Source organism: Sinorhizobium fredii NGR234 (genome assembly GCF_000018545.1).
GTDB lineage: Bacteria > Pseudomonadota > Alphaproteobacteria > Rhizobiales > Rhizobiaceae > Sinorhizobium > Sinorhizobium fredii_A.
Genome location: NC_012587.1, coordinates 2,574,036 through 2,594,180, shown reverse-complemented (window position 1 = coordinate 2,594,180; position 20,145 = coordinate 2,574,036). Strand labels below are relative to the sequence as shown.

General features: G+C 63.7%; 16 protein-coding genes. 5 read left to right on the top strand and 11 right to left on the bottom strand.

The genetic code is table 11. From position 1 onward, the window contains the following. Window positions 1-11: 11 nt before the first annotated feature. Window positions 12-623, top strand: a complete 612-nt coding sequence (gene ureG, locus NGR_RS23620) for an urease accessory protein UreG (RefSeq protein WP_012709008.1) — start codon at window positions 12-14, stop codon at window positions 621-623. A 6-nt stretch (window positions 624-629) separates the two neighbouring features. Here the strand turns inward: ureG and NGR_RS23615 are convergent, their stop codons facing one another. The 7 genes from NGR_RS23615 to NGR_RS23585 all read right to left on the bottom strand — a co-directional run bounded on the left by NGR_RS23615 (window position 630) and on the right by NGR_RS23585 (window position 10,180). Next, window positions 630-1,310 carry a Crp/Fnr family transcriptional regulator gene (locus NGR_RS23615; protein WP_012709007.1) on the bottom strand — a complete coding sequence of 227 codons (681 nt, stop codon included), beginning with the start codon at window positions 1,308-1,310 and terminating at the stop codon, window positions 630-632. Between the two features lie 143 nt (window positions 1,311-1,453). After that, window positions 1,454-4,771, bottom strand: a complete 3,318-nt coding sequence (locus NGR_RS23610) for an efflux RND transporter permease subunit (RefSeq protein WP_012709006.1) — start codon at window positions 4,769-4,771, stop codon at window positions 1,454-1,456. Window positions 4,772-4,786: 15 nt separating this feature from the next. Continuing rightward, window positions 4,787-5,974, bottom strand: a complete 1,188-nt coding sequence (locus tag NGR_RS23605; protein ID WP_012709005.1) for an efflux RND transporter periplasmic adaptor subunit — start codon at window positions 5,972-5,974, stop codon at window positions 4,787-4,789. A gap of 431 nt (window positions 5,975-6,405) precedes the next feature. Continuing rightward, on the bottom strand, window positions 6,406-7,398 hold the full coding sequence (locus tag NGR_RS23600) for an ABC transporter substrate-binding protein (protein WP_012709004.1): 993 nt from the start codon (window positions 7,396-7,398) through the stop codon (window positions 6,406-6,408). A gap of 30 nt (window positions 7,399-7,428) precedes the next feature. Next, the gene (locus NGR_RS23595; protein WP_012709003.1) at window positions 7,429-8,298 is read right to left on the bottom strand and encodes an ABC transporter permease; all 870 of its coding nucleotides are present in this window, start codon (window positions 8,296-8,298) and stop codon (window positions 7,429-7,431) included. Next, window positions 8,295-9,179 carry an ABC transporter permease gene (locus NGR_RS23590; RefSeq protein WP_012709002.1) on the bottom strand — a complete coding sequence of 295 codons (885 nt, stop codon included), beginning with the start codon at window positions 9,177-9,179 and terminating at the stop codon, window positions 8,295-8,297. Before NGR_RS23590 ends, NGR_RS23595 begins: the two co-directional genes overlap by 4 nt. Window positions 9,180-9,388: 209 nt before the next feature. Then, on the bottom strand, window positions 9,389-10,180 hold the full coding sequence (locus tag NGR_RS23585; RefSeq protein WP_164924443.1) for an ABC transporter ATP-binding protein: 792 nt from the start codon (window positions 10,178-10,180) through the stop codon (window positions 9,389-9,391). Between the two features lie 121 nt (window positions 10,181-10,301). On the opposite strand from NGR_RS23585, the gene NGR_RS23580 reads away from it, so the two are divergent. Then, complete coding sequence (locus tag NGR_RS23580; protein ID WP_164924442.1) at window positions 10,302-10,736, top strand: cupin domain-containing protein; 435 nt, start codon at window positions 10,302-10,304, stop codon at window positions 10,734-10,736. 22 nt (window positions 10,737-10,758) lie between these two features. Here NGR_RS23580 and hydA read toward each other — a convergent pair whose 3' ends face one another. Both hydA and NGR_RS23570 read right to left on the bottom strand, forming a co-directional pair. Further along, a complete protein-coding gene (gene hydA / locus NGR_RS23575) occupies window positions 10,759-12,213 on the bottom strand; it encodes a dihydropyrimidinase (protein WP_012708999.1) in 1,455 nt (484 codons plus the stop codon). A gap of 85 nt (window positions 12,214-12,298) precedes the next feature. Then, window positions 12,299-13,549: a Zn-dependent hydrolase gene (locus NGR_RS23570; RefSeq protein ID WP_012708998.1), complete on the bottom strand. Its 1,251-nt coding sequence runs from the start codon at window positions 13,547-13,549 to the stop codon at window positions 12,299-12,301. A gap of 280 nt (window positions 13,550-13,829) precedes the next feature. Here NGR_RS23570 and rutR point away from each other — a divergent pair, with 280 nt between their 5' ends. Beyond that, window positions 13,830-14,471 (top strand): HTH-type transcriptional regulator RutR, encoded by a 642-nt coding sequence (gene rutR / locus NGR_RS23565; protein ID WP_012708997.1) that lies wholly within the window; start codon window positions 13,830-13,832, stop codon window positions 14,469-14,471. 363 nt (window positions 14,472-14,834) lie between these two features. Next, complete coding sequence (locus tag NGR_RS23560) at window positions 14,835-16,127, top strand: IS4 family transposase (RefSeq protein WP_012708996.1); 1,293 nt, start codon at window positions 14,835-14,837, stop codon at window positions 16,125-16,127. A gap of 77 nt (window positions 16,128-16,204) precedes the next feature. Here NGR_RS23560 and NGR_RS23555 read toward each other — a convergent pair whose 3' ends face one another. Further along, on the bottom strand, window positions 16,205-17,881 hold the full coding sequence (locus NGR_RS23555; RefSeq protein WP_012708995.1) for an adenylate/guanylate cyclase domain-containing protein: 1,677 nt from the start codon (window positions 17,879-17,881) through the stop codon (window positions 16,205-16,207). A 184-nt stretch (window positions 17,882-18,065) separates the two neighbouring features. Continuing rightward, window positions 18,066-18,965, bottom strand: coding sequence for a LysR substrate-binding domain-containing protein (locus tag NGR_RS23550; RefSeq protein ID WP_012708994.1), 900 nt, complete (start codon window positions 18,963-18,965; stop codon window positions 18,066-18,068). Window positions 18,966-19,070: 105 nt separating this feature from the next. On the opposite strand from NGR_RS23550, the gene NGR_RS23545 reads away from it, so the two are divergent. After that, window positions 19,071-20,093 (top strand): zinc-dependent alcohol dehydrogenase family protein, encoded by a 1,023-nt coding sequence (locus tag NGR_RS23545; protein ID WP_164924441.1) that lies wholly within the window; start codon window positions 19,071-19,073, stop codon window positions 20,091-20,093. Window positions 20,094-20,145 lie beyond the last annotated feature (52 nt).

The following is a 20,145-nucleotide window of genomic DNA, read 5'->3' as shown; positions in this document are numbered from 1 at the left end:
GGACATAGGAAATGCCATCGAAAAACGGTCCGCTTCGCGTCGGCATCGGCGGCCCGGTCGGGTCCGGCAAGACGGCGCTGACCGACAAGCTGTGCAAGGCGATGCGGGAGAAATATTCGGTCGCCGTCGTCACCAATGACATCTACACCAAGGAGGATGCCGAGGCGCTGGTGCGCATGCAGGCGCTGCCTTCGGAGCGGATCGTCGGCGTCGAGACCGGCGGCTGCCCGCACACGGCGATCCGCGAGGACGCCTCGATCAATCTTCAGGCGATCGCCGACCTCAACCGCCGTATTCCCGATCTCGACGTGGTCTTCATCGAATCGGGCGGCGACAATCTGGCGGCGACCTTCTCGCCCGATCTTGCGGACCTGACGATCTACGTGATTTCCGTCTGCCAGGGAGAGGAAATCCCGCGCAAGGGCGGCCCCGGGATCACCAAGTCCGACCTGCTGGTGATCAACAAGAAGGATCTCGCCCCGTATGTCGGCGCCGACCTCGAGGTGATGGAGCACGACGCGACGCGGATGCGCGCCGAAAAACCCTTTGTCTTCTCCGACATGAAGCGCGGTGAGGGCATTGAGAGGATCGTCGAGTTCCTGACCGTGCAGGGCGGGCTCTGATATCCGTCAGAACTGTTCCAGCGCCTGACGGTCGCGAATCTCGATGACCCGGCCCTTCACCACCACGCCAGACCGACGCAGCGTCGAGAAGGCCCGCGACAGTGCCTCCGGGGCGAGGCCAAGCTTGCCGGCGAGCACGCTTTTCTGGAATGGCAGGCGGAAGGAGAAGCTCTCCGTCCCGATAGGGCAATGGCTCAAAATATAGTTCGCGACGCGCTGAGGCGCGGTGAGCAAGCGGTCTTCGGCAAGGCAGTCCTCGGCCATCTTGCCGTGATGGCAGAGGAGCTCGAGAAGCGCTTGGGCGACGCCGGTGTCTTCGGCGGCAAGCTGGCGTAGCTTAGCGCTTTCCAGCCGCGCGACGATCGACGGTTCTGCGGCTTGTACATTGGCAGTGGCGCGGCGATCCAGGAACATGGCGTTCACCCCGATCAACTCGCCTTTCTGGAAAACGGCGACATCGGCTTCGCGCCCGTCCTTGCCGAGGCGATAGAGGCGGACGAGTCCCGAGAGGACGACGAGGACGTTGTCGATAGGATCGTCCTGGCGGAACAGGGTGTCGTGCGCTTCGTGCGTCGAGACGGTGGCGCCCTCTAGAATTGCCTCTTGTGCGGGCCGTGGGAGCCGCGAAAAGAAGCGCAAATTGAGGAGGATGGCCCGGTCGCTGGAGGTCAATCGCAAAGTCTTCATACCGCTCGTCCCGAAAAATCGTGATCAAGCTAGCGGTTTCTCGCGGGTCATGAATTGACCCGCATCAAACAACTTCGCGAAAAAGGCGCTGCTGCCCGTCCTTCATTCGAACCCTGCAGCAGCGCTGTTTCTCAAGGAGACGCTTATTCGGCGGCGAGCGCCGGATGGCTGATGACCTTGCGGTCGGACTTGCCGCGCCGCTCCGCCTCCAGCGTCTTGATGCGTTCCTCGAGGCTCTCGATCGTGGTGCCCTGTTCGGCGGCGAGCTTGCTGAGCGCCTCGCGGTCGAGCGGCAGATCTTCCTCCTCCTTCTTACCGACCATGCGGCCGAAGATCCAGGCGAGAAGACGCGACAGGTCGTCCATGATCAGGAAGAATGAAGGCACGACGACGAGGCTGAGCACCGTCGAGACGATGATGCCGCCGATGACGGCGATCGCCATCGGGGCGCGGAACGAGCCGCCTTCGCCGACGCCGAGCGCGGAAGGCAACATGCCCGCCGACATGGCGATCGAGGTCATGACGATCGGACGGGCGCGTTTGCGGCCCGCTTCGACCATCGCCAGCGTCCGGTCCATGCCATGGTGCATCATCTCGATGCCGAAGTCGACGAGCAGGATGGCGTTCTTGGTAACGATGCCCATCAGCATCAGGATGCCGATCAGCACGGGCATCGAGAGCGCGTTCTGCGTGAGGATGAGTGCTGCAGCCACGCCGCCGATCGCCAGCGGCAGCGAGAACAGGATGGTGAAGGGCTGGATGACATCCTTGAACAGCAGAATGAGCACCACCAGCACCATCATCAGACCGAGCAGCATGGCGTTGCCGAAGCTCTGCTGCATCTCCGCCTGAACCTCGGCATCGCCGCTCTCGATGAACTGAACCGTAGCCGGCAGCTCGGCTTGCGCGGCGATCTCCTTGAAGCGGGCGGAAGCCGTGTCGAGGGCTACACCAGCGGGCAGATCGGCGCCGAGCTTCACAACACGGTAGCGGTCGTAGCGCTTGATGGAGCTCGGTCCTTCCGCATAGTTGATGTCCGCGACGCTCGACAGCGGGACCGTGGCACCGGAGGCTGTCTGGACCTTCAGGTTGCGGATAGCTGCCAGATCGGTGCGGAAATCGCGATCGAGCTGGACCCGGATCGGGATCAGGCGCCCGTCCAGCGCAATCTTGGTGAGCAGCGCGTCGATATCGCCGATCGTGGCTACCCGAATGACTTCGGATATCTGCGCGGTCGTGATGCCGAGACGGGACATCTGCTCGTCCCGCGGGCGGATCTGCAGTTCCGGCCGGGGCAGGGCACCGTCGGGGCTGACATTGGCGAGCAGCGGGTCCTTGCGCAGGCTTGCTTCAAGAATGGCCACCGCCTGGTCAAGATCTGCTTCGTTGCTGGAAAGCAGGTTGAACGACAGGTCGCGCTCACCGCGATCGTTGAGCTTGGTGACGCGGACGTCCGGGATCGATCGAAGCTTGGCGAGGATTTCCTTTTCGATCTGCGACTGCGGCTTGATGCGGCCCGCCGGCGGCAGCTTCGGCAGATATTCACCGATCAGCGGCGTCCGGCCGATCACGTCGTTGACAACCTTGTTGACGAGCGAATGATCGAGCTTCTCGAGAAGCACGGTGACGGCGGCGCGGCGCAGTTCCAGATCGCCCTTCGGGGAGGCGCCGCCAAGCACGAAGACGTTCTCGACGCCATCGATATCCTTGATGCGGTTATAGATCTCCGTCGTCGTCCGGTCGGTGTCCTCGAGCATCGCATCCGGCGGCAATTCGATCGACAGGCTGACGCGCGAATTGTCCTCCGGCGGCAGGAAGCTGCCCGGCACGAAGACCATGAGCGCGATCACTGAGCCGACCGAGAGCACGATTGCCGCAAGCAGCGTCGAATAGCGCGTGTACCAGCGCTTCGTGGTGAAGCGCACGAGGCGCGTATAGAACTGCATGATGGCGCTGTCGTCGTCGCCATGATGTCCGCCGCCGACGTCCGTCGGCTTCATCAGATAGGCGGCCATGACAGGCGTGATCAGGCGGGCGACGAGGAGCGAGAAGAACACCGAGACGGCGACCGTCAGACCGAACTGGATGAAGTACTGTCCCGGGATGCCCGGCATGAAGGAGACGGGCACGAAAACGGCGATGATCGTGAAGGTGGTTGCGATGACGGCTAGGCCGATCTCGTCCGCCGCCTCGATCGCCGCCTTGTAGGGCGACTTGCCCATGCGGATATGCCGTTCGATGTTCTCGATCTCGACGATCGCGTCGTCGACGAGGATACCGGTCGCGAGCGTCATCGCCAGGAAGCTGACGAGGTTCAGCGAGAAGCCGAGGAGTTCCATGACCCAGAAGGTCGGGATGGCCGAGAGCGGCAGGGCAACGGCCGAGATCAGCGTGGCGCGCCAGTTGCGCAGGAACAGCATCACGACGACGACGGCGAGCAGCGCACCCTCGATCAGCGTGTGAATTGCCGCTTCGTAGTTGCCGTAGGTGTAGTAGACCGAATCGTCGACCATCTCGATGGTGACTTCCGGGTGCTTGGCGCGGATTTCGTCGAGCGTCTTGGCAACCGTTTCGGCGACGCTGACTTCGCTCGCGCCCTTGGCGCGGAATACCGCGAAGGTGACGCCGGGATGGCCGTTGAAGCGCGAGAAGGACTTCGGCTCCTCGTAGGTATCGGTGACCTTGCCGAGCTCCGACAGACGAACGAAGCGTCCGTTCGGAAGCGAAATCATCGTATTGGCGAGATGGGAAACATCGCGTGCGTCGCCGAGCGTACGGATCGCCTGTTCGCTGCCGCCGACCTGACCGCGGCCCGAGCCGAGATCCATGTTCATGCGGCGGAGCTGGCCGTTGACGTCGGCGGCGGTGATTCCGAAGGAGTTCAGGCGATCTTCATCGAGCTCGATGCGGACTTCGCGATCGGACCCGCCGTAGCGGTCGACGCGGCCGATACCGCTCTGGCCCTGGATGGCGCGCTTGACCGTGTCGTCGACGAACCAGGAGAGCTCCTCCAGTGTCATGCCGGGCGAGGAGATCGAGAAAGTCTGGATCGCCTGACCCTCGACATCGACCTTGGAGACGATCGGTTCATCGATCGAGGTCGGCAGATCGCCGCGAATGCGGTCGATCGCGTCCTTGACATCCTGGACCGCCTGTTGGGTGGGCACTTCCATGCGGAAGATGACGGCGGTGGTGGACGTGCCGTCGGTTATCGTCGACTCGATATGGTCGACGCCGGAAATGCCGGCGACCGCGTCCTCGATTTCCTTGGTGACCTGGGTCTCGAGTTCGGCAGGCGCAGCGCCGCTCTGGGTGACCACGATCGAGACGATCGGCACGTCGATGTTCGGGAAGCGGGTGATCGGCAGCGAATTGAATGACTGCCAGCCGAGCACGACCAGCACGAAAAACGCCAGGATCGGCGCGACCGGATTGCGGATGGACCAGGCGGAGAAGTTCATGGCCTCTTGTTCCCGTCAATTGGTTATCGGCTGGTCGGACTTGACCGGATTGATCCGGTCGCCGTCACGCACATAGGCGCCGGCCTTTGCCACGGCCTGCTCGCCCGGCTTGAGGCCGGAAAGGATTTCGACGAACTGTCCGTCCTGGATGCCTGTCTCGACCGGGACCAAGTGCACGATGCCGTTTTCGACCTTGCGGACTATGGTCTTGCCATCTTCCGATGTAACAGCGGTTTGCGGCAAAACGACCGTCTGCTTCTCTTCGACGGTGACCACCGCGCTCGCGTACATGCCGGCGCGCGCCTCGGTCGTATCGGCAAGCGTGATGTGGACCTTGCCGAGACGCGTGTCAGGATCGACGGTCGGCGCGATCAGCCGGATCTTGCCATCGACCGTCGCATTGCTGCCGGCAAGATTGACCGTCGCCGTTTGGCCGACGGCAAGCTTGATGATGTCCGCCTCGGCGACATCGGCCTTCATCTCGATCGCCCCGTCGCGGATCATCGCGAAGAGCGGCTCGCCATTGCCGCTGGCAATCGCGCCGACTTTGGCGTTCTTGGCGGAGATCACGCCGCTGACCGGCGCCTTGACCTCGGTGCGGGCAAGCCTGAGGTCGATATCGTCGATCTGCGTCTGGACAACCTTGATGTCGGCTTTCGCAACGCCAACCGATTGTTCGGCCGAGCGGAGGCGGGCGCGCGTGGCAGCGGCGAGTGCTTTCAGGCGGTCCGCCTCGGCGGTCGAGACAGTGCCGTTTTCCGAAAGCCGCACGGCGCGATCGGCGACGCGCGTCGCCTCTTCGGAATTCGCCGTCGCTTCGGCAAGCTGGGCGTTGAGCTGCGCGAGCGAGGCCTCTGCCTTGGCGAGATTGGCCTCGAACTGGCTCTTCTGCAGGAGCAGCGCGTCGTCGTTGAGGACGGCAAGCGTGCTGCCTTCTTGGACCCGGTCACCGACATCGACATTCAACGAGCGGATGGAGAGGCCGTCGACGAGCGGTGCGACATAGGTTTCCTCGACCGCCTCGATCGAGCCGGTGGCAAGGATGCGGTCGCTGATCTTGCGTTCGACCGCTTCCGTAACGACGATCGAGGGCAGTGTCTGAGATGGCTGCGGTTTTGCGGCGTCCTCGGCCGAGACGCCTGAAAATGCGCCAAGCGTCATCGCTGCACATACACCGAGAAGAGGAAGGAGTTTCTGAGCCATCGGCCTATCGTCCTGACACAAATTAATCATGCCGCATCACCATCCATCAAGGGCGGAGATCCGGCTGCAATCCTGCTGTTCCCGCGTGTTCGACCCGGTATCGTCGGGCCGTTCGCGATCCACGCAATCGTAACTACGGCCCCAGGTCTCAAACCGAAGGCGTCGGCACGGGAGAAATTTGCTCAAGGAAACGATTTCAACGAAAACCGGTTCCTCCCTCCGCCCTCTCTCCAGTCAAACGTTCCGGGCTATGTAAGCGCGGTAGCAAATGCTTACAAGAGCCGGGAAGCGATGGTGCCTCAATATTTTGTCTGCGGTCTTTCGTGAGGCTATAGTGGCGCGAGCTAAATGCAAGCTTAACAACCGGAACGAGTTGCCAAAAAGCGCGCGGCATACTGCCGCGCGCTCCTCGTTTCGTCACATGCGACGAGTTATTTCAGCGCAGCGTCCGTGACGTCATGAGTCCAGGCGCCTTCCGGCTCCTTGGAGATGACCGGATCGGAACCGCCGGCGAGCAGTGACTGGACGGTGCGCTTGAAGTCGGCCTCATCGAGTGCGCCGTTCGAACCCGCCGTCAGCTTGGCGATCTCGCCCATCATGCGCTTCTGGTGCTTCTCGGTCTGGGCGCCGGTCGAGTCGTTCTCGAGCACGAGATCGGCTGCCTCGTCCGGGTTCTCCTCGGCATATTTCCAGCCCTTCATCGAGGCGCGGACGAACTTGACCATCCTTTCCTTGAAGGCCGGATCCTTGAGCTTGTCCTCAAGCACGTAGAGACCGTCCTCGAGCGTGGCGACGCCCTGGTCCTCGTATTTGAAGGTGACGAGATCCTCCGGCTTGATGCCGGCATCGATGACCTGCCAGTACTCGTTGTAGGTCATCGTCGAGATGCAGGCGGCCTGTTTCTGGATCAGCGGATCGACGTTGAAGCCCTGCTTCAGGACGGTCACGCCATTCGGCCCGCCATCGGTCGGGATCTTCAGATGCGACATCCAGGAGAGGAACGGATACTCGTTGCCGAAGAACCAGACGCCGAGCGTCTTGCCCTTGAAGTCCTCGGGGGACTTCACGCCGGACTCCTTCAGACAGGTGAGCATCATGCCGGATTTCTTGAAGGGCTGGGCGATGTTGACGAGCGCCACGCCCTTTTCGCGCGTGGCGAGTGCGGACGGCATCCAGTCAACGATGACGTCGGCGCCGCCGCCGGCGATCACCTGGGCCGGGGCAATGTCCGGGCCGCCCGGCTTGATCTCGACGTCGAGGCCCTCTTCCTCGTAGAAGCCCTTGTCCTTGGCGACGTAGTAGCCGGCGAACTGGGCCTGCGTGACCCATTTCAGCTGCAGCGTGACCTTGTCGGCGGCATTGGCATGAAAGGCGGCAAGCGAAAAGACGCCCGCTGCCAGCAGAGATGCAAGTTTCTTGTTCATGTCAGTTCCCTCTTATCATTGCTTCATTTTTCAGCCCCGGCCACTGCGGATGGACGGATGCCAGAAGGTGACGGCCCGCTCGACGAGCGCAACCATCCCGTAGAAGGCGGAGCCAGCCACCGCCGCGACGGCGATTTCGGCCCAGACCATGTCGACGTTCATGCGCCCCACTTCCGTGGAGATCCGGAAACCCATGCCGACAATGGGGGTTCCGAAAAACTCGGCCACGATCGCGCCGATCAGCGCCAGCGTGGAGTTGATCTTCAGTGCATTGAAGATGAAAGGCCAGGCGGCGGGCAGCCGCAGCTTGACGAGCGTCTGCCACCAACTGGCGGCATAGGTGCGCATCAGGTCGCGCTCCATGTGGCTGGCAGTGGCAAGGCCCGACACTGTGTTCACCAGCATCGGGAAGAAGGTCATGATGACGACGACGGCAACCTTCGATTGCCAGTCGAAGCCGAACCACATGACCATGATCGGCGCGACACCGATGACGGGGAGGGCGGAGACGAAATTGCCGAGCGGCAGCAGTCCTTTCTGCAGGAAAGGAGAGCGGTCGATGAGGATCGCCACGACGAAACCGAGCCCGCAGCCGAGCGCATAGCCGGTCAGCACGGATTTCAGGAAGGTCTGGCGGAAATCTGCGGCGAGTGTCGGTACCGAATTGATGAGCCGTGCCCAGATCATCGACGGTGCCGGCAGCAGCACCGAAGGAATGCCGAAGCCGCGGACGATGCCTTCCCACAGGACGAGGATCGTCACGCCGAAGAGGAGCGGCACCGCGAAGCGCGCGGCGTTGCCCAGCGTGCGGTTTGTAAAATGCTGACGGACCAGCCATTCGTTGAAGGCCCAGGCGACGAGCCAGAACAGGATGGCGCCGGCGAGAGCGGCAAGGTTCATGGCTTGGCTCCCATGCGCTTCAGGACGGCGGAGTGCGCGAAGCCGACGATCATGACGAGGACGGCGGCGAGTGCCGCGGCCATGAACAGCGCTGCCCAGATCTGCACGGTCTGGCCGTAATAGGAGCCGGCGAGCAGCCGTGCGCCGAGCCCGGCCACGGCACCGGTCGGCAGTTCGCCGACAATGGCACCGACGAGGGAAATGGCGACGGCGACCTTCAGCGAGGTGAAGAGATAGGGCATGGAGGAGGGCCAGCGCAGCTTCCAGAAGGTCTGGACCGGCGAGGCATTATAGGTGTGCATCAGGTCGAGCTGGATTGTTTCGGGACTGCGCAGGCCCTTGACCATGCCGACCACCACCGGGAAGAACGACAGATAGGTGGAGATCAGCGCCTTCGGCAGCAGGCCGGCAATGCCGATGGCATTCAAGACGACGATGATCATCGGCGCGATCGCCAGGATCGGTATCGTCTGGCTGGCGATCACCCAGGGCATCAGCGAGCGGTCCATGGCGCGGTTGTGAACGATGCCGACGGCGAGAAGCACGCCGAGTGCCGCACCGATGCCGAAGCCGAGCAGGGTGGCGGAAAGCGTGATCCAGGCGTGATAGACGAGGCTGCGCTTCGAGGTGATCGCCCTGTTGACGGTCGTGTCCCAGATCTCGGCAACCACCTGGTGCGGTGCCGGCAGCACCGGCCTTTCCTGTGCCATCGTGTTCTTGACGATGTCGGAGAAGGCGATCTCGGTACCGGCGCGCGCCGCCGTGTCGCGCTCGAAGGGCGCGTTCAGGAAGATGGCGGCGACATACCAGACGACGATCAGAAGCGTGACGACGGTGCTGATCGGCAGCAGCTTGTCGCGGACGAAGCTTGGCTTATGCATCGGCGCCTCCGGTCCCGAGTGGCGCCTGGTTCGAAGGGGAGGGGTCCCTGAGTAACGAGGCGACGTGTTCGCGGATCGTTAGGAACATGTAGGCGTCTTTGGAACTCAACCGAGCGGCATACACGGCCAAGCCCGTCCCCCTTGTGGGGAGGGGTTGGGGAGGGGTTCTTCCCCGCCGCGATCGCGGAGCGGCCAAATCAGACAAACAGCTATTCATCATAGCTATGTCCCGCCCTCAGCCCCTCGCGCACCCGGTGGGCGATCTCCAAAAATTCCGGCGTCTCGCGGATGCCGAGCGGCCGTTCCCTCGGTAGCGTCGACTCGATGATGTCGGTGACGCGGCCGGGGCGCGGACTCATCACGACGATCTTGGTCGAGAGATAGACGGCTTCCGGGATCGAGTGAGTGACGAAACAGATCGTCTTGTTTGTCTGCGCCCAAAGCTTCAGGAGCTGCTCGTTCAGGTGGTCGCGGACGATCTCGTCGAGGGCGCCGAAGGGTTCGTCCATCAGCAGCAGATCGGCGTCGAAGGCGAGCGCGCGGGCGATCGAGGCCCGCTGCTGCATGCCGCCGGAGAGCTGCCAGGGGTATTTCTTGCCAAAGCCCGTCAGGTTGACGAGTTCCAGGGTCCTTTCGATGCGCGTCTTCTGCTCGTCCCGGGCGTAGCCCATGATCTCGAGCGGCAGCGCGATGTTCTTCTCGATCGTTCGCCAGGGATAGAGCGCTGCCGCCTGGAAGACGTAGCCGTAGGCGCGATTGTGGCGGGCTTCCTCCGGCGTCATGCCGTTGACGGCGATCGTGCCGGCGGTCGGCTTCTCGAGGTCGGCGATGATGCGCAGAAAGGTCGTCTTGCCGCAGCCGGAAGGGCCGATGAAGGAAACGAAATCGCCTTTGGCCACATCGAGATTGACGCCCGTCAGCGCATTGACCGGCCCGTCGCTGGTCTGAAACGTCAGGCCGAGATTTCGGGCCGAGACCACGGAGGCGGGATTGGATGTCATGGATGGATTCTCATTGTCATTTGTCTGTGCCAGACTGCTATCCGGGCCGGCAACATGCAATCGCGGATTTGCCGCAGAAGGCTCTTTGTCAAGGTTTTTCAGCGAATTCTGGAGAACGCTCATGTCTCGATCATCCAATCCTGGCTGTCGCGTCGTGCGACCGGGCAGCAGCTATGCCGGCAAGCAAGGGCTCGACTATTTCGAAGGCATTGCCGCGGAGACGGTGGGCTCGACCGGCATCTGCATGCATCTGCTCACCATGCCGCCCGGGGCGCGCGCCAAGGCGCATCTCCACGAGAGCCACGAGACGGCGATCTACGTGCTTTCCGGCGAGGCCCACACCTGGTTCGGCGACCGGCTCGGAGAGCATGTGATCGTCAAGGCCGGGGAAATGCTCTACATCCCGGCCGGCGTTCCGCACATGCCCGCCAACCTTTCCGACAGTCCGTGTACGGCAGTCATCGCCCGGACGGATCCAAAGGAGCAGGAAAGCGTCGTGCTGCTGCCGGACCTGGACGGGCTGGTGTCGGCCGATCCTCTCACAGATGGCGGATGACGAATGCAGCATCTGAATTCCGTCAGACGCCGGTTGCCGGAATGCCGGTGCGCTGCACGGCGCGCGGCGCAGTGACTTCCTTCCAGGTCGTAAGTGCTGAACTGACTGCCGGGAAGGGGTCGCGCCGGACGAATTCGCCATGGCCTTCCTGCGTCTTCACGGCCCCTTCTTCGATCGCGACGACGCCGCGCGTCAGGGTGAAGCGCGGCAGGCCGGTGACCGTCTTGCCCTCGAAGACGTTGTAGTCAATCGCCGATTGCTGGGTGTTCGCCGCGATCGTCTTCGAGCGCTTCGGATCCCAGACGACGAGATCCGCATCGGCGCCGACGAGGATCGCGCCCTTCTTCGGATAGATGTTGAGGATCTTGGCGATGTTGGTCGACGTCACCGCGACGAATTCGTTCATCGTGATGCGGCCGGTATTGACGCCGTAGGTCCAGAGCATCGGCATGCGGTCCTCAAGCCCGCCGGTGCCGTTCGGAATCTTGGTGAAGTCGCCGACGCCCGAGCGCTTTTGCGCCGTCGTGAAGGCACAGTGGTCGGTCGCCACCACCTGCAGCGAACCGGAGGCAAGCCCCGCCCAGAGGCTGTCCTGATGCAGCTTGTTGCGGAAGGGCGGCGACATCACCCGGCGCGCCGCATGGTCCCAGTCCTTGTTGAAATATTCCGTCTCGTCGAGCGTCAGGTGCTGGATCAGCGGCTCGCCGAAGACGCGCATGCCCTTGGCGCGGGCGCGCCGGATCGCTTCATGCGCCTGCTCGCAGGAGGTGTGGACGACATAGACGGGACAGCCCGCCATGTCGGCGATCATGATGGCGCGATTGGTGGCTTCGCCCTCGACCTCGGCCGGCCGCGAATAGGCGTGCGCCTCCGGGCCGCTATTGCCTTCGGCCAGCAGCTTCGCCTGAAGCTGGGCGACGACGTCGCCGTTTTCGGCGTGGACCAGCGGCAGGGCGCCGAGCGCCGCGCAGCGCTGGAAGGACGAGAACATCTCGTCGTCGTCCACCATCAGCGCGCCCTTATAGGCCATGAAGTGCTTGAAGGTGTTGATGCCCTTGTCCTTGACGATCGTCTCCATCTCGTTGAAGACCTGCTCGCTCCACCAGGTGATCGCCATGTGGAAGGAGTAGTCGCAATTGGCGCGGGTCGACTTGTTGTCCCACATGGTCAGCGCTTCGAGCAGCGACTGGCCGGGCGAGGGGAGCGCGAAATCGACGACCATGGTCGTGCCGCCGGCAAGGGCGGCGCGCGTGCCGCTCTCGAAATCGTCCGAGGAATAGGTGCCCATGAAGGGCATTTCGAGATGGGTGTGCGGATCGATGCCGCCCGGCATGATGTAGCAGCCGGTCGCATCGAGCGTCTGGTCGCCGGAAAGGTTGGGGCCGATCTCGACGATCTTGCCGCCTTCGACCTTCACGTCCGCCTTGTAGGTCAGGTCGGCAGTAACGATCGTTCCACCCTTGATAACGGTGCTCATTGGTTGGTTCCCTCGCAATGGTCCATTCGGCGGATGCGGAGCCGCCAGGAAAAAGGGCGGAACTTTCGTCCCGCCCCGTGAAATGTCACTCGACAACCTCTGCCGTTTCGAGAACGGCGTGGAAGAGGACGTCGGCGCCTGCGGCGGCCCATTCCTTGGAAATGTCCTCCGCCTCGTTGTGGCTGAGTCCATCGACGCAGGGGCACATGATCATCGTGGTCGGTGCGACCTTAGCTGCCCAGCAGGCGTCGTGCCCGGCGCCGGAGATGAGGTTCATGTGGCTGTAGCCGAGCTTCTCGGCCGCGCCGCGCACGGTGGCGACCAGCTTCGGATCGAAGGTGACGGGATCGAAATGGCCGACCGCCTCGATCGAACAGCCGACGCCGAGTGCCTCGGCGATCTTCGGCGCCTCGGCCTCGATCCGGGCGCGCATGCCGTCGAGCTTGGCCTGGTCGGGGGAGCGGATGTCGACGGTGAAAACGACCTTGCCCGGCAGCACGTTCCGCGAATTCGGCGAGAAGAACATCTGGCCGACGCCGCCGACGGCGCCCGGCTGGCTCTCCATCGCGACGGTCTGGACCATTTCGACGATGCGGGCCATGGCGAGGCCGGCATTGACGCGCATGTTCATCGGCGTCGAGCCGGTATGGGCCTCCTTGCCGGTCAGCGTGAACTCCAGCCACCACAGGCCCTGACAGTGGGTGACGACGCCGATCTGCTTGTTTTCAGCCTCGAGGATCGGTCCCTGCTCGATGTGATATTCGAAATAGGCGTGCATCTTGCGGGCGCCGACTTCCTCGTCGCCGACCCAGCCGATGCGTTTCAACTCGTCGCCGAATGCCTTTCCCTCCGGGTCCTTGCGGGCATAGGCGTAGTCGAGCGTGTGGACGCCGGCAAAGACACCGGAGGCGAGCATGGCCGGCGCGAAGCGTGCGCCTTCCTCATTGGTCCAGTTGGTGACGACGATCGGGTGCCTGGTCTTGATGCCCAAGTCGTTCAGCGTGCGCACCACTTCGAGGCCGCTCAAGACGCCGAGCACGCCGTCATACTTGCCGCCGGTCGGCTGCGTGTCGAGATGGGAGCCGATATGGACGGGCAGCGCATCCGGATCGGTGCCGGGGCGGGTCATGAACATGGTGCCCATCTTGTCGACGCCCATGGCAAGGCCGGCCTTGTCGCACCAGGACTGGAAAAGCCGGCGGCCTTCGCCATCGGCGTCCGTCAAGGTCTGGCGGTTGTTGCCGCCGGCAACGCCGGGGCCGATCTTCGCCATTTCCATCAACGAATCCCACAGGCGGTCGGCATTGACGCGCCTATTCTCGCCAGGTGCAGCCATGGCGTTCTCCTCTTTTTCCGGCTAGACCCTCCCCGGGGGATAGCCCTCATGTTCCCGTCGGCCAAATCGGGGCTTTGTCTTGGTGCCCTTCGATCAGCCGTTGCCTTTGCCGACAATCTGACTGATAATTTGACCGGTTGGTAAACATTACAACTTCCGTAGCGGCACTCAAGCGGGAAAAAGAAAAAAACCAGTTTGTTGCCCAAATAAATGGCGGGTCCGATTTTTGGGCATAGGTGCTCCACGACACCCGAGCGTGCGGGCATTGGCAGGGGGCGAGATGGTACTTCCAAGAGCGGCGAAAACCCAGAGGCGCACTCGTATCCAGGAGGAGAAGGAAGAGAGGATTCTCGAAGCGGCGCTCGAGGTCTTTTCGGCAAGCGGCTTCCGCGGCTCGACCATCGACCAGATCGCCGAAGTGGCGGGCATGTCGAAGCCGAACCTGCTCTATTACTTCCGCACCAAGGAAGCCATGCACCGCGCGCTGATCGACCGCGTCCTCGATACCTGGCTCGATCCGTTGCGCGAATTCAATGCCGAAGGCAATCCGGTCGCCGAGATCCGCAGCTACATCCGCCGCAAGCTCGAAATGGCGCGCGACTTCCCGCGCGAAAGCCGGTTGTTCGCCAATGAGGTGCTGCAGGGCGCCCCGCATATCGAGGACGAGCTGAAAGGCCCGCTGAAGCAATTGGTCGACGAGAAGGCAGAGGTCATCCGCGCCTGGGCGAAGGCCGGCAAGATCGCCAATTGCGATCCCTATCACCTGATCTTCGCCATCTGGTCGACGACGCAGCATTATGCCGATTTCGACGTGCAGGTCCGTGCGGTGCTGGGCCAGGAGCACGCCGGCGAGGGGCGCTTCGAGGACGCGGCGCGTTTTCTCGAGCGGCTCTTCGTCGACGGTTTGCAGGTGCGCGAGTAGCGATTATCTGAGCTTTATCCGTGTCTGGAATGCCCCTCATCCGGCCTGCCGGCCACCTTCTCCCCGCACGCGGGGCGAAGGGGACTCGCGGCGCCGGCGCGTCCCCTCTCGCCGCAGATAGGCGAGGGAACTAAGAGCTTGCGGCGAGTCCCTTCTCCCCGTTGGAACGCTAGGGCATATACACAAGTGGTGCGACGGATTGACTCGGTTGTGATGATCGGATTTCGCGGGAGCGGCGTGTATGATTCCTTTGGTGACGTTTTGATTTGCGGGAGCGTCACCGATGGAGATAGGCCAGGACTGGTCGCTGGGCGGATTTGGAGATCGTCGTCTCGATAAAGGGGGGCGGCGCTGCTCCAGGGCATGGTGCTGCGCGAAACGGTCTGCCTGCGCCGGCTTGCGGCGGGCAGCCATTCGCAGGAAATCCGCTTCGGCCGTTTTCTCGGCAACGATGCGGTGACGGTGGAGCGGATCATCGCCGGCTGGGGGGAGCCGACCGGGGCGGCGGTGGCCGGCCGACACGTGCTGGCGCTGCAGGACACCAGCGAGATCCGGTTTCAGACGACGCCGGACAACCGGCGCGATCTGGGCAAGATCAAGAAGGGCAATTGCTGGGGGCTGCTGCTGCATCCGATGCTGGCGCTCGATGCCGAGACCGGCAGCTGCCTGGGGCTGGTGGGCGGCCGGGTGTGGACGCGCGGGACGGAGGCGCTGCCGCCGCATGCCAGCCGGCCGTTGAGCGCCAAGGAATCGCGTCGCTGGGTCGAGACGGCCGAGGCCGCCAAGGCGGTTCTGGCGAGCGCCACGCGGGTCACCGCCATCACCGATCGGGAAGGGGACTTCTTCGTGATGTGGGCACGGCTGCCCGAGGAGCGCTTCCATCTGCTGTCGCGGGTGATGCACGATCATGCCCTCAGCGGCGGCGGCACGCTGCGCCGGGCCGCCGCCGAGGTGGCGTTTTGCGACAGCCGGACGGTGGAGCTGCGCGAGCGGGCCGACCGCCCGGCGCGCCAGGCGGACTTATCCTTGCGCTTCGGCGAGGCGACGATCCGGCGGCCGCAAAACCTCGAAGCGGCTGCCCTGCCGGACGGCGTGACGCTGCGCTGGGTCGAGGTCGTCGAGCCCTCCCCGCCCGCCGGCGTCGAGCCGCTCAGCTGGCTGATCCTGACGACGCATGCGGTGGCGACGTTCGCCGATGCCTGGCAGATCGTCGCCTGGTACAAGCAACGCTGGGTGATCGAGCAGTTCTTCCGGGTGATGAAGCAACAGGGCCTGAAGGTCGAGGATAGCCAGCTGCAGTCGGCGGCACGGCTGGAAAAGCTCGTCGCCATCGCCGCCAAGGCCGCCGTCATCGTCATGCAGCTCGTCCAGGCCCGCAGCGGTCAGGACCGGCAGTCGGCCAGCCTGGTCTTCACGCCAAGCGAGATCGACACGCTCACCGCCCTGCAGCAGCGCTTCAAGGGCAAGACCCGCCTTCAAGCCAATCCCCATCCAATGGGCTCGCTCGCCTGGGCCGCCTGGATCATCGCCAAGCTCGGCGGCTGGAACGGCTACGCATCCTCAAAACCGCCCGGACCGATCACCTTCTTCAATGGCTTGGCCTACTTCAGAGCCTGCGCCGACGGATGGGCGCTGCGCGATGTGTATATGCCTTAGCGTTGGAACGGGGAGAAGGTCGCGGCAGCGGGATGAGGGGCAGGAATCTGCAAAAGGATCAGCAGGATAGGCCAGTCCTAATCCTGCGCCGGCATGACCTCGGAAAGCCGTGCGGCATCCTCGACGATCCACGTTTCAAGTGTCGCTTTCCGGCCGCGCAGGCCTATGTCCATGCGCCTGTAGCCCTCGAGGCTGAGGCCGGCGCGTTCGACGAGTTCGACCGAAACGGCAAGCTCGGCATCGTGTTCCTTGGCCAGGCCCTCCAGCCGGCTTGCCGTATTGATCGTGTCGCCGACCGCCGTCAGGGAGGTCGCCTGGCCGTAGCCCATCTCGCCGACGATGGCGGGTCCGGCGTGCAGGCCGATCGCGAGCCGCAGCGGCTGCTCGAGTTCGCCCTCGAATGTCTGGTTGAGCGTACGAATGCCCGCCGATAGCCGCACGGTCGCGGCGAGCGCCTGGCGACATGCGTCCGGAAGCGGTGTCTTCAGCCCGAAGATCGCCAGTGCCCCGTCGCCGATGAATTTGTCGATGACGCCGCCGGAGCTCTCCACCGCCTCGCCGATCACTGCGAAGTAGCGGTTCAGCAGGAACACAGTGTCATAAGGCAGCTTGTGCTCGGCAATCCGGGTGAAATCGCGCAGGTCACAGAAGAGCACGGCCACGCGCCGTTCGCGCCCGCCGCCGTTCTGCCGGGCAAGCTGCGTTTTTATGCCGAGACTGTCCGTATCGAGAATCGGGACGACGGTGACATTCTGGGTGGGTCGGAACTGGCAGGCGAGCCGCACATTGTCGGGCGCGCCGATCCGGGTGAGGGTGGCACGTTCCGCTGTCTCCGGCGCCGGCTGGCCGTCGAGACCCTCGATGACGCGCACCCGGCAGGTTGAGCAGCGGCCGCGGCCGCCGCAGATGGAGACGTGGGGGATGCCGGCGGCGCGGCTTGCCTCGAGCACGCTGAAGCCGCGGCTCACCGCGGCCACTCGCCCGTCCGGATAGCGCACGCGGATGCGGCCGCGCGCAGGTAGGGCCCGCACCGCCAAGGTCCCGCCGATGAGGCCGGCAAAGCCCGCATAGAAGGCGAGCCGGATGTTCTCGGCCAGGGCAGGATCGACCCGCGGCCGCATCTCACTCACATAGGCCCTGTCGCCATAACCGCCATGTTCGGCATAGTCGCGACCAAGAGAGCGGGCGCCGTTGACGAAGCCGAGCAGCGCGAAGATGGGCACGAGCAGGGCAACGGTGTAGAGCAGGAATTCGTAGCGTGGAAACCAGTCTCGGCCGCGCATCCAGAACCAGGCGCCGAGGCAAGCGTGGCTCCAGACGAACAGCAGCGCGATCGTCTGGCGGGTCGTGCCGGCCGAGGTCGACCAGAGGGCGCGCAGAATTTGGGGATAGTCGGCAGCGACTCCGGTCAGCAGCGGCTCCACGCGCGCGGCGACCACATGGGGTATCAGCAGAAAGGGCAGGCTCAGCCCGAAGATGATCTTCAGCGCTTCGCCGACCGGCATCCTCAGCGTCTGGCGACGATAGAGACTGTCGAGGGCCATCAGGAAATGCAGGAGCAGGGCGCCGTATAGCAGAACTGTTCCGGGCACGCTCTGCCAGATGAGCGTGAAGACTCGCCGGCCGGCTTCCATCGCTCCGATCGAGATCAGGCCAAGGGAGTGGTTGAAAAAACGCAGGAGCACGAAGGAGCCGAGCGCGCCCCCGGAGATCAGGTGCATCTTCTTGCGTGCATTGGCGGAAAGGATCGTCAAACAGTCTGCCCGGGTCTGCCGGCGGCCCCCGGCCGCTCCTGGTTTTCCCCCTTATCGACCAGATCGCTGGGACGGACAACTTACGTTTTCTACACAAACTGTTTCAATTTTGTGATCCGCAGCCGGACTCCCTCAAAATTGAGGAATATTCAGGTGGCCGAACGCGTTAGCGCAGTCGGCGGAACTATTCCATGATGCGCGGCAGTCCCGCGGCAAGCGCATCGATCGCCAGGCGCAGTTTTGGCAGCGGCAGCCGCGTTCGGGGCCATACGGCGTGGACCTTGAAAACCAGACCCGGCCGATCGGTCAGCACGCGGACGAGTTCGCCGCGTTGCACCCGCTCGCGCACCAGCCAGCAGGGCAGCCAGGCAAGGCCGAGACCCTCGGCAGCCGCGTCCGCGATTGCCGCAAGATCGTCGAGCCGCAGCCGGGTATTCGGTAAGATTGCCTCGCTGGTCCTGCCTTCGACAGGAAAGGACCATGGTCGCTGTTGGCCGCCGCGGTAATAGACCACCCCCGTGTGTGCCGCGAGCTCGCCCACGGTTTGCGGCGCGCCGCGCGCCGCAAGATAGGTTGGAGAGGCGCAGACCGTCATGCGCTGTTCGGCGACAGCGCGCGTCATGAGCCCGGAATCGTTGCCCGATGAACCATTGCGGACGGCGAGATCGAAGCCTTCGTCGAGGAGATCGACGACACGGTCGTTGAAGGACAAATCGAGATCGAGATGCGGGTGTCTGCGCAGCAGGTCGCGAAACAGTGGCGCCACGCATTGCCTGCCGAAGAGAACCGGCATGGAGATCCGCAACCGGCCACGGATTTCCTGTCTCCCGGATTCGAGAAGGGCTTCGGCCGTTCGGATCTCACCGAGCGCCTTCTGGCAGCTGTCGTAAAAGAGCTGGCCTTCCTCGGTCAGGCTCTGTGCTCGTGTGGTGCGATGGAAGAGGCGCACGCCGAGCCTCTGCTCGAGCCGGGCGATCGTCTTGCCCACGGCGGAGCGCGAAAGGTTCAGCCGCTCCGCCGCGGCAGAAAAGCCGCCCGCCTCCGCCGCCTCGACAAACACCGGGATACCGTTGAGATGTTCCATTCGATTGTATCCGCTCAAGAACCAATGATGGGAATTCTTATCGCAACTGGCGATCGATCTTCAACATTATGTTCGTTCCAGCGCAACAACAGGAAAGGAACGAACATGTCGAAATGGATGCAGGAATGGAGCACCGAGGCTGTTGGCCCGCACAAGCTGAAAATCGCGGAGCGCAAAGTGCCGGAAATCGGCGAGCGTGATGTCCTTGTTCGCACGACGGCGGTGTCGCTCAACTATCGCGACAAGCTGATACTGGAGTCCGGCATGGGCCTGGAACTCACCTTTCCCTTCGTGCCGGCCTCGGACATGAGCGGCGTCGTCGACGCGGTCGGCAAGGGTGTGACCGGCTTCAAGCCCGGCGACCGGGTGATCTCGACTTTTGCGCCCGGTTGGCTCGATGGCCTACGGCCCGGAAACGGCAGGACGCCTGCATATGACACGCTTGGTGGAGTGCACCCGGGCCTCCTGTCGGAATATGTCGCCTTTCCGGAAGACTGGTTCGTCCCCGCGCCCAAGAGCCTTGACGCCGCTGAGGCAAGCACACTTCCCTGCGCCGGCCTGACCGCCTGGTTCGCGCTGATTGAGAAGGGGCAACTGAAGCCCGGCGACCGTGTCGTCGTTCAGGGCACGGGCGGCGTCGCACTGTTCGGGCTGCAGATTGCCAAGGCCGCCGGCGCCGAGGTGATCGTCACGTCAAGCAGCCGGGAAAAGCTCGAGAAGGCGCTTGCGCTTGGCGCCGACCACGGCATCAACCGGTTGAGCGAAGACTGGGTGGAACGCGTCTACGCACTCACCGATGACCATGGCGCCGACCATATCCTGGAGATCGCTGGCGGCGCCGCGCTCGGCCAGTCTTTGAAGGCGGTCGCCCCGGACGGACGCATCTCGGTGATCGGCGTGCTCGAAGGCTTCGAGGTTTCCGGCCCGGTTGCGCCATTGCTGCTGAAATCGCCGGTGCTGCAGGGCATCAGCGTCGGACATCGCCGCGCCCTCGAGGACCTGGTCGATGCCGTCGATCGCTTGCACCTGAAGCCGGTGATCGACAGGCGCTACAAGTTCACCGAGGCCCGCGAGGCGTTAGCGCATCTCGATCGCGGCCCCTTCGGCAAGGTGGTTATCGAGTTCTGAGGTCACGGCAAACGCAGAAGGCCGCCGGTGGTTACCGGCGGCCTTCTCTCGT

Bases quoted from the DNA above. Each gene is read 5' to 3' on its own strand.
- ureG (WP_012709008.1), top strand. From the start codon at position 12: ATGCCATCGAAAAACGGTCCGCTTCGCGTCGGCATCGGCGGCCCGGTC.
- NGR_RS23615 (WP_012709007.1), bottom strand. From the start codon at position 1,310: ATGAAGACTTTGCGATTGACCTCCAGCGACCGGGCCATCCTCCTCAAT.
- NGR_RS23610 (WP_012709006.1), bottom strand. From the start codon at position 4,771: ATGAACTTCTCCGCCTGGTCCATCCGCAATCCGGTCGCGCCGATCCTG.
- NGR_RS23605 (WP_012709005.1), bottom strand. From the start codon at position 5,974: ATGGCTCAGAAACTCCTTCCTCTTCTCGGTGTATGTGCAGCGATGACG.
- NGR_RS23600 (WP_012709004.1), bottom strand. From the start codon at position 7,398: ATGAACAAGAAACTTGCATCTCTGCTGGCAGCGGGCGTCTTTTCGCTT.
- NGR_RS23595 (WP_012709003.1), bottom strand. From the start codon at position 8,298: ATGAACCTTGCCGCTCTCGCCGGCGCCATCCTGTTCTGGCTCGTCGCC.
- NGR_RS23590 (WP_012709002.1), bottom strand. From the start codon at position 9,179: ATGCATAAGCCAAGCTTCGTCCGCGACAAGCTGCTGCCGATCAGCACC.
- NGR_RS23585 (WP_164924443.1), bottom strand. From the start codon at position 10,180: ATGACATCCAATCCCGCCTCCGTGGTCTCGGCCCGAAATCTCGGCCTG.
- NGR_RS23580 (WP_164924442.1), top strand. From the start codon at position 10,302: ATGTCTCGATCATCCAATCCTGGCTGTCGCGTCGTGCGACCGGGCAGC.
- hydA (WP_012708999.1), bottom strand. From the start codon at position 12,213: ATGAGCACCGTTATCAAGGGTGGAACGATCGTTACTGCCGACCTGACC.
- NGR_RS23570 (WP_012708998.1), bottom strand. From the start codon at position 13,549: ATGGCTGCACCTGGCGAGAATAGGCGCGTCAATGCCGACCGCCTGTGG.
- rutR (WP_012708997.1), top strand. From the start codon at position 13,830: ATGGTACTTCCAAGAGCGGCGAAAACCCAGAGGCGCACTCGTATCCAG.
- NGR_RS23560 (WP_012708996.1), top strand. From the start codon at position 14,835: ATGGTGCTGCGCGAAACGGTCTGCCTGCGCCGGCTTGCGGCGGGCAGC.
- NGR_RS23550 (WP_012708994.1), bottom strand. From the start codon at position 18,965: ATGGAACATCTCAACGGTATCCCGGTGTTTGTCGAGGCGGCGGAGGCG.
- NGR_RS23545 (WP_164924441.1), top strand. From the start codon at position 19,071: ATGTCGAAATGGATGCAGGAATGGAGCACCGAGGCTGTTGGCCCGCAC.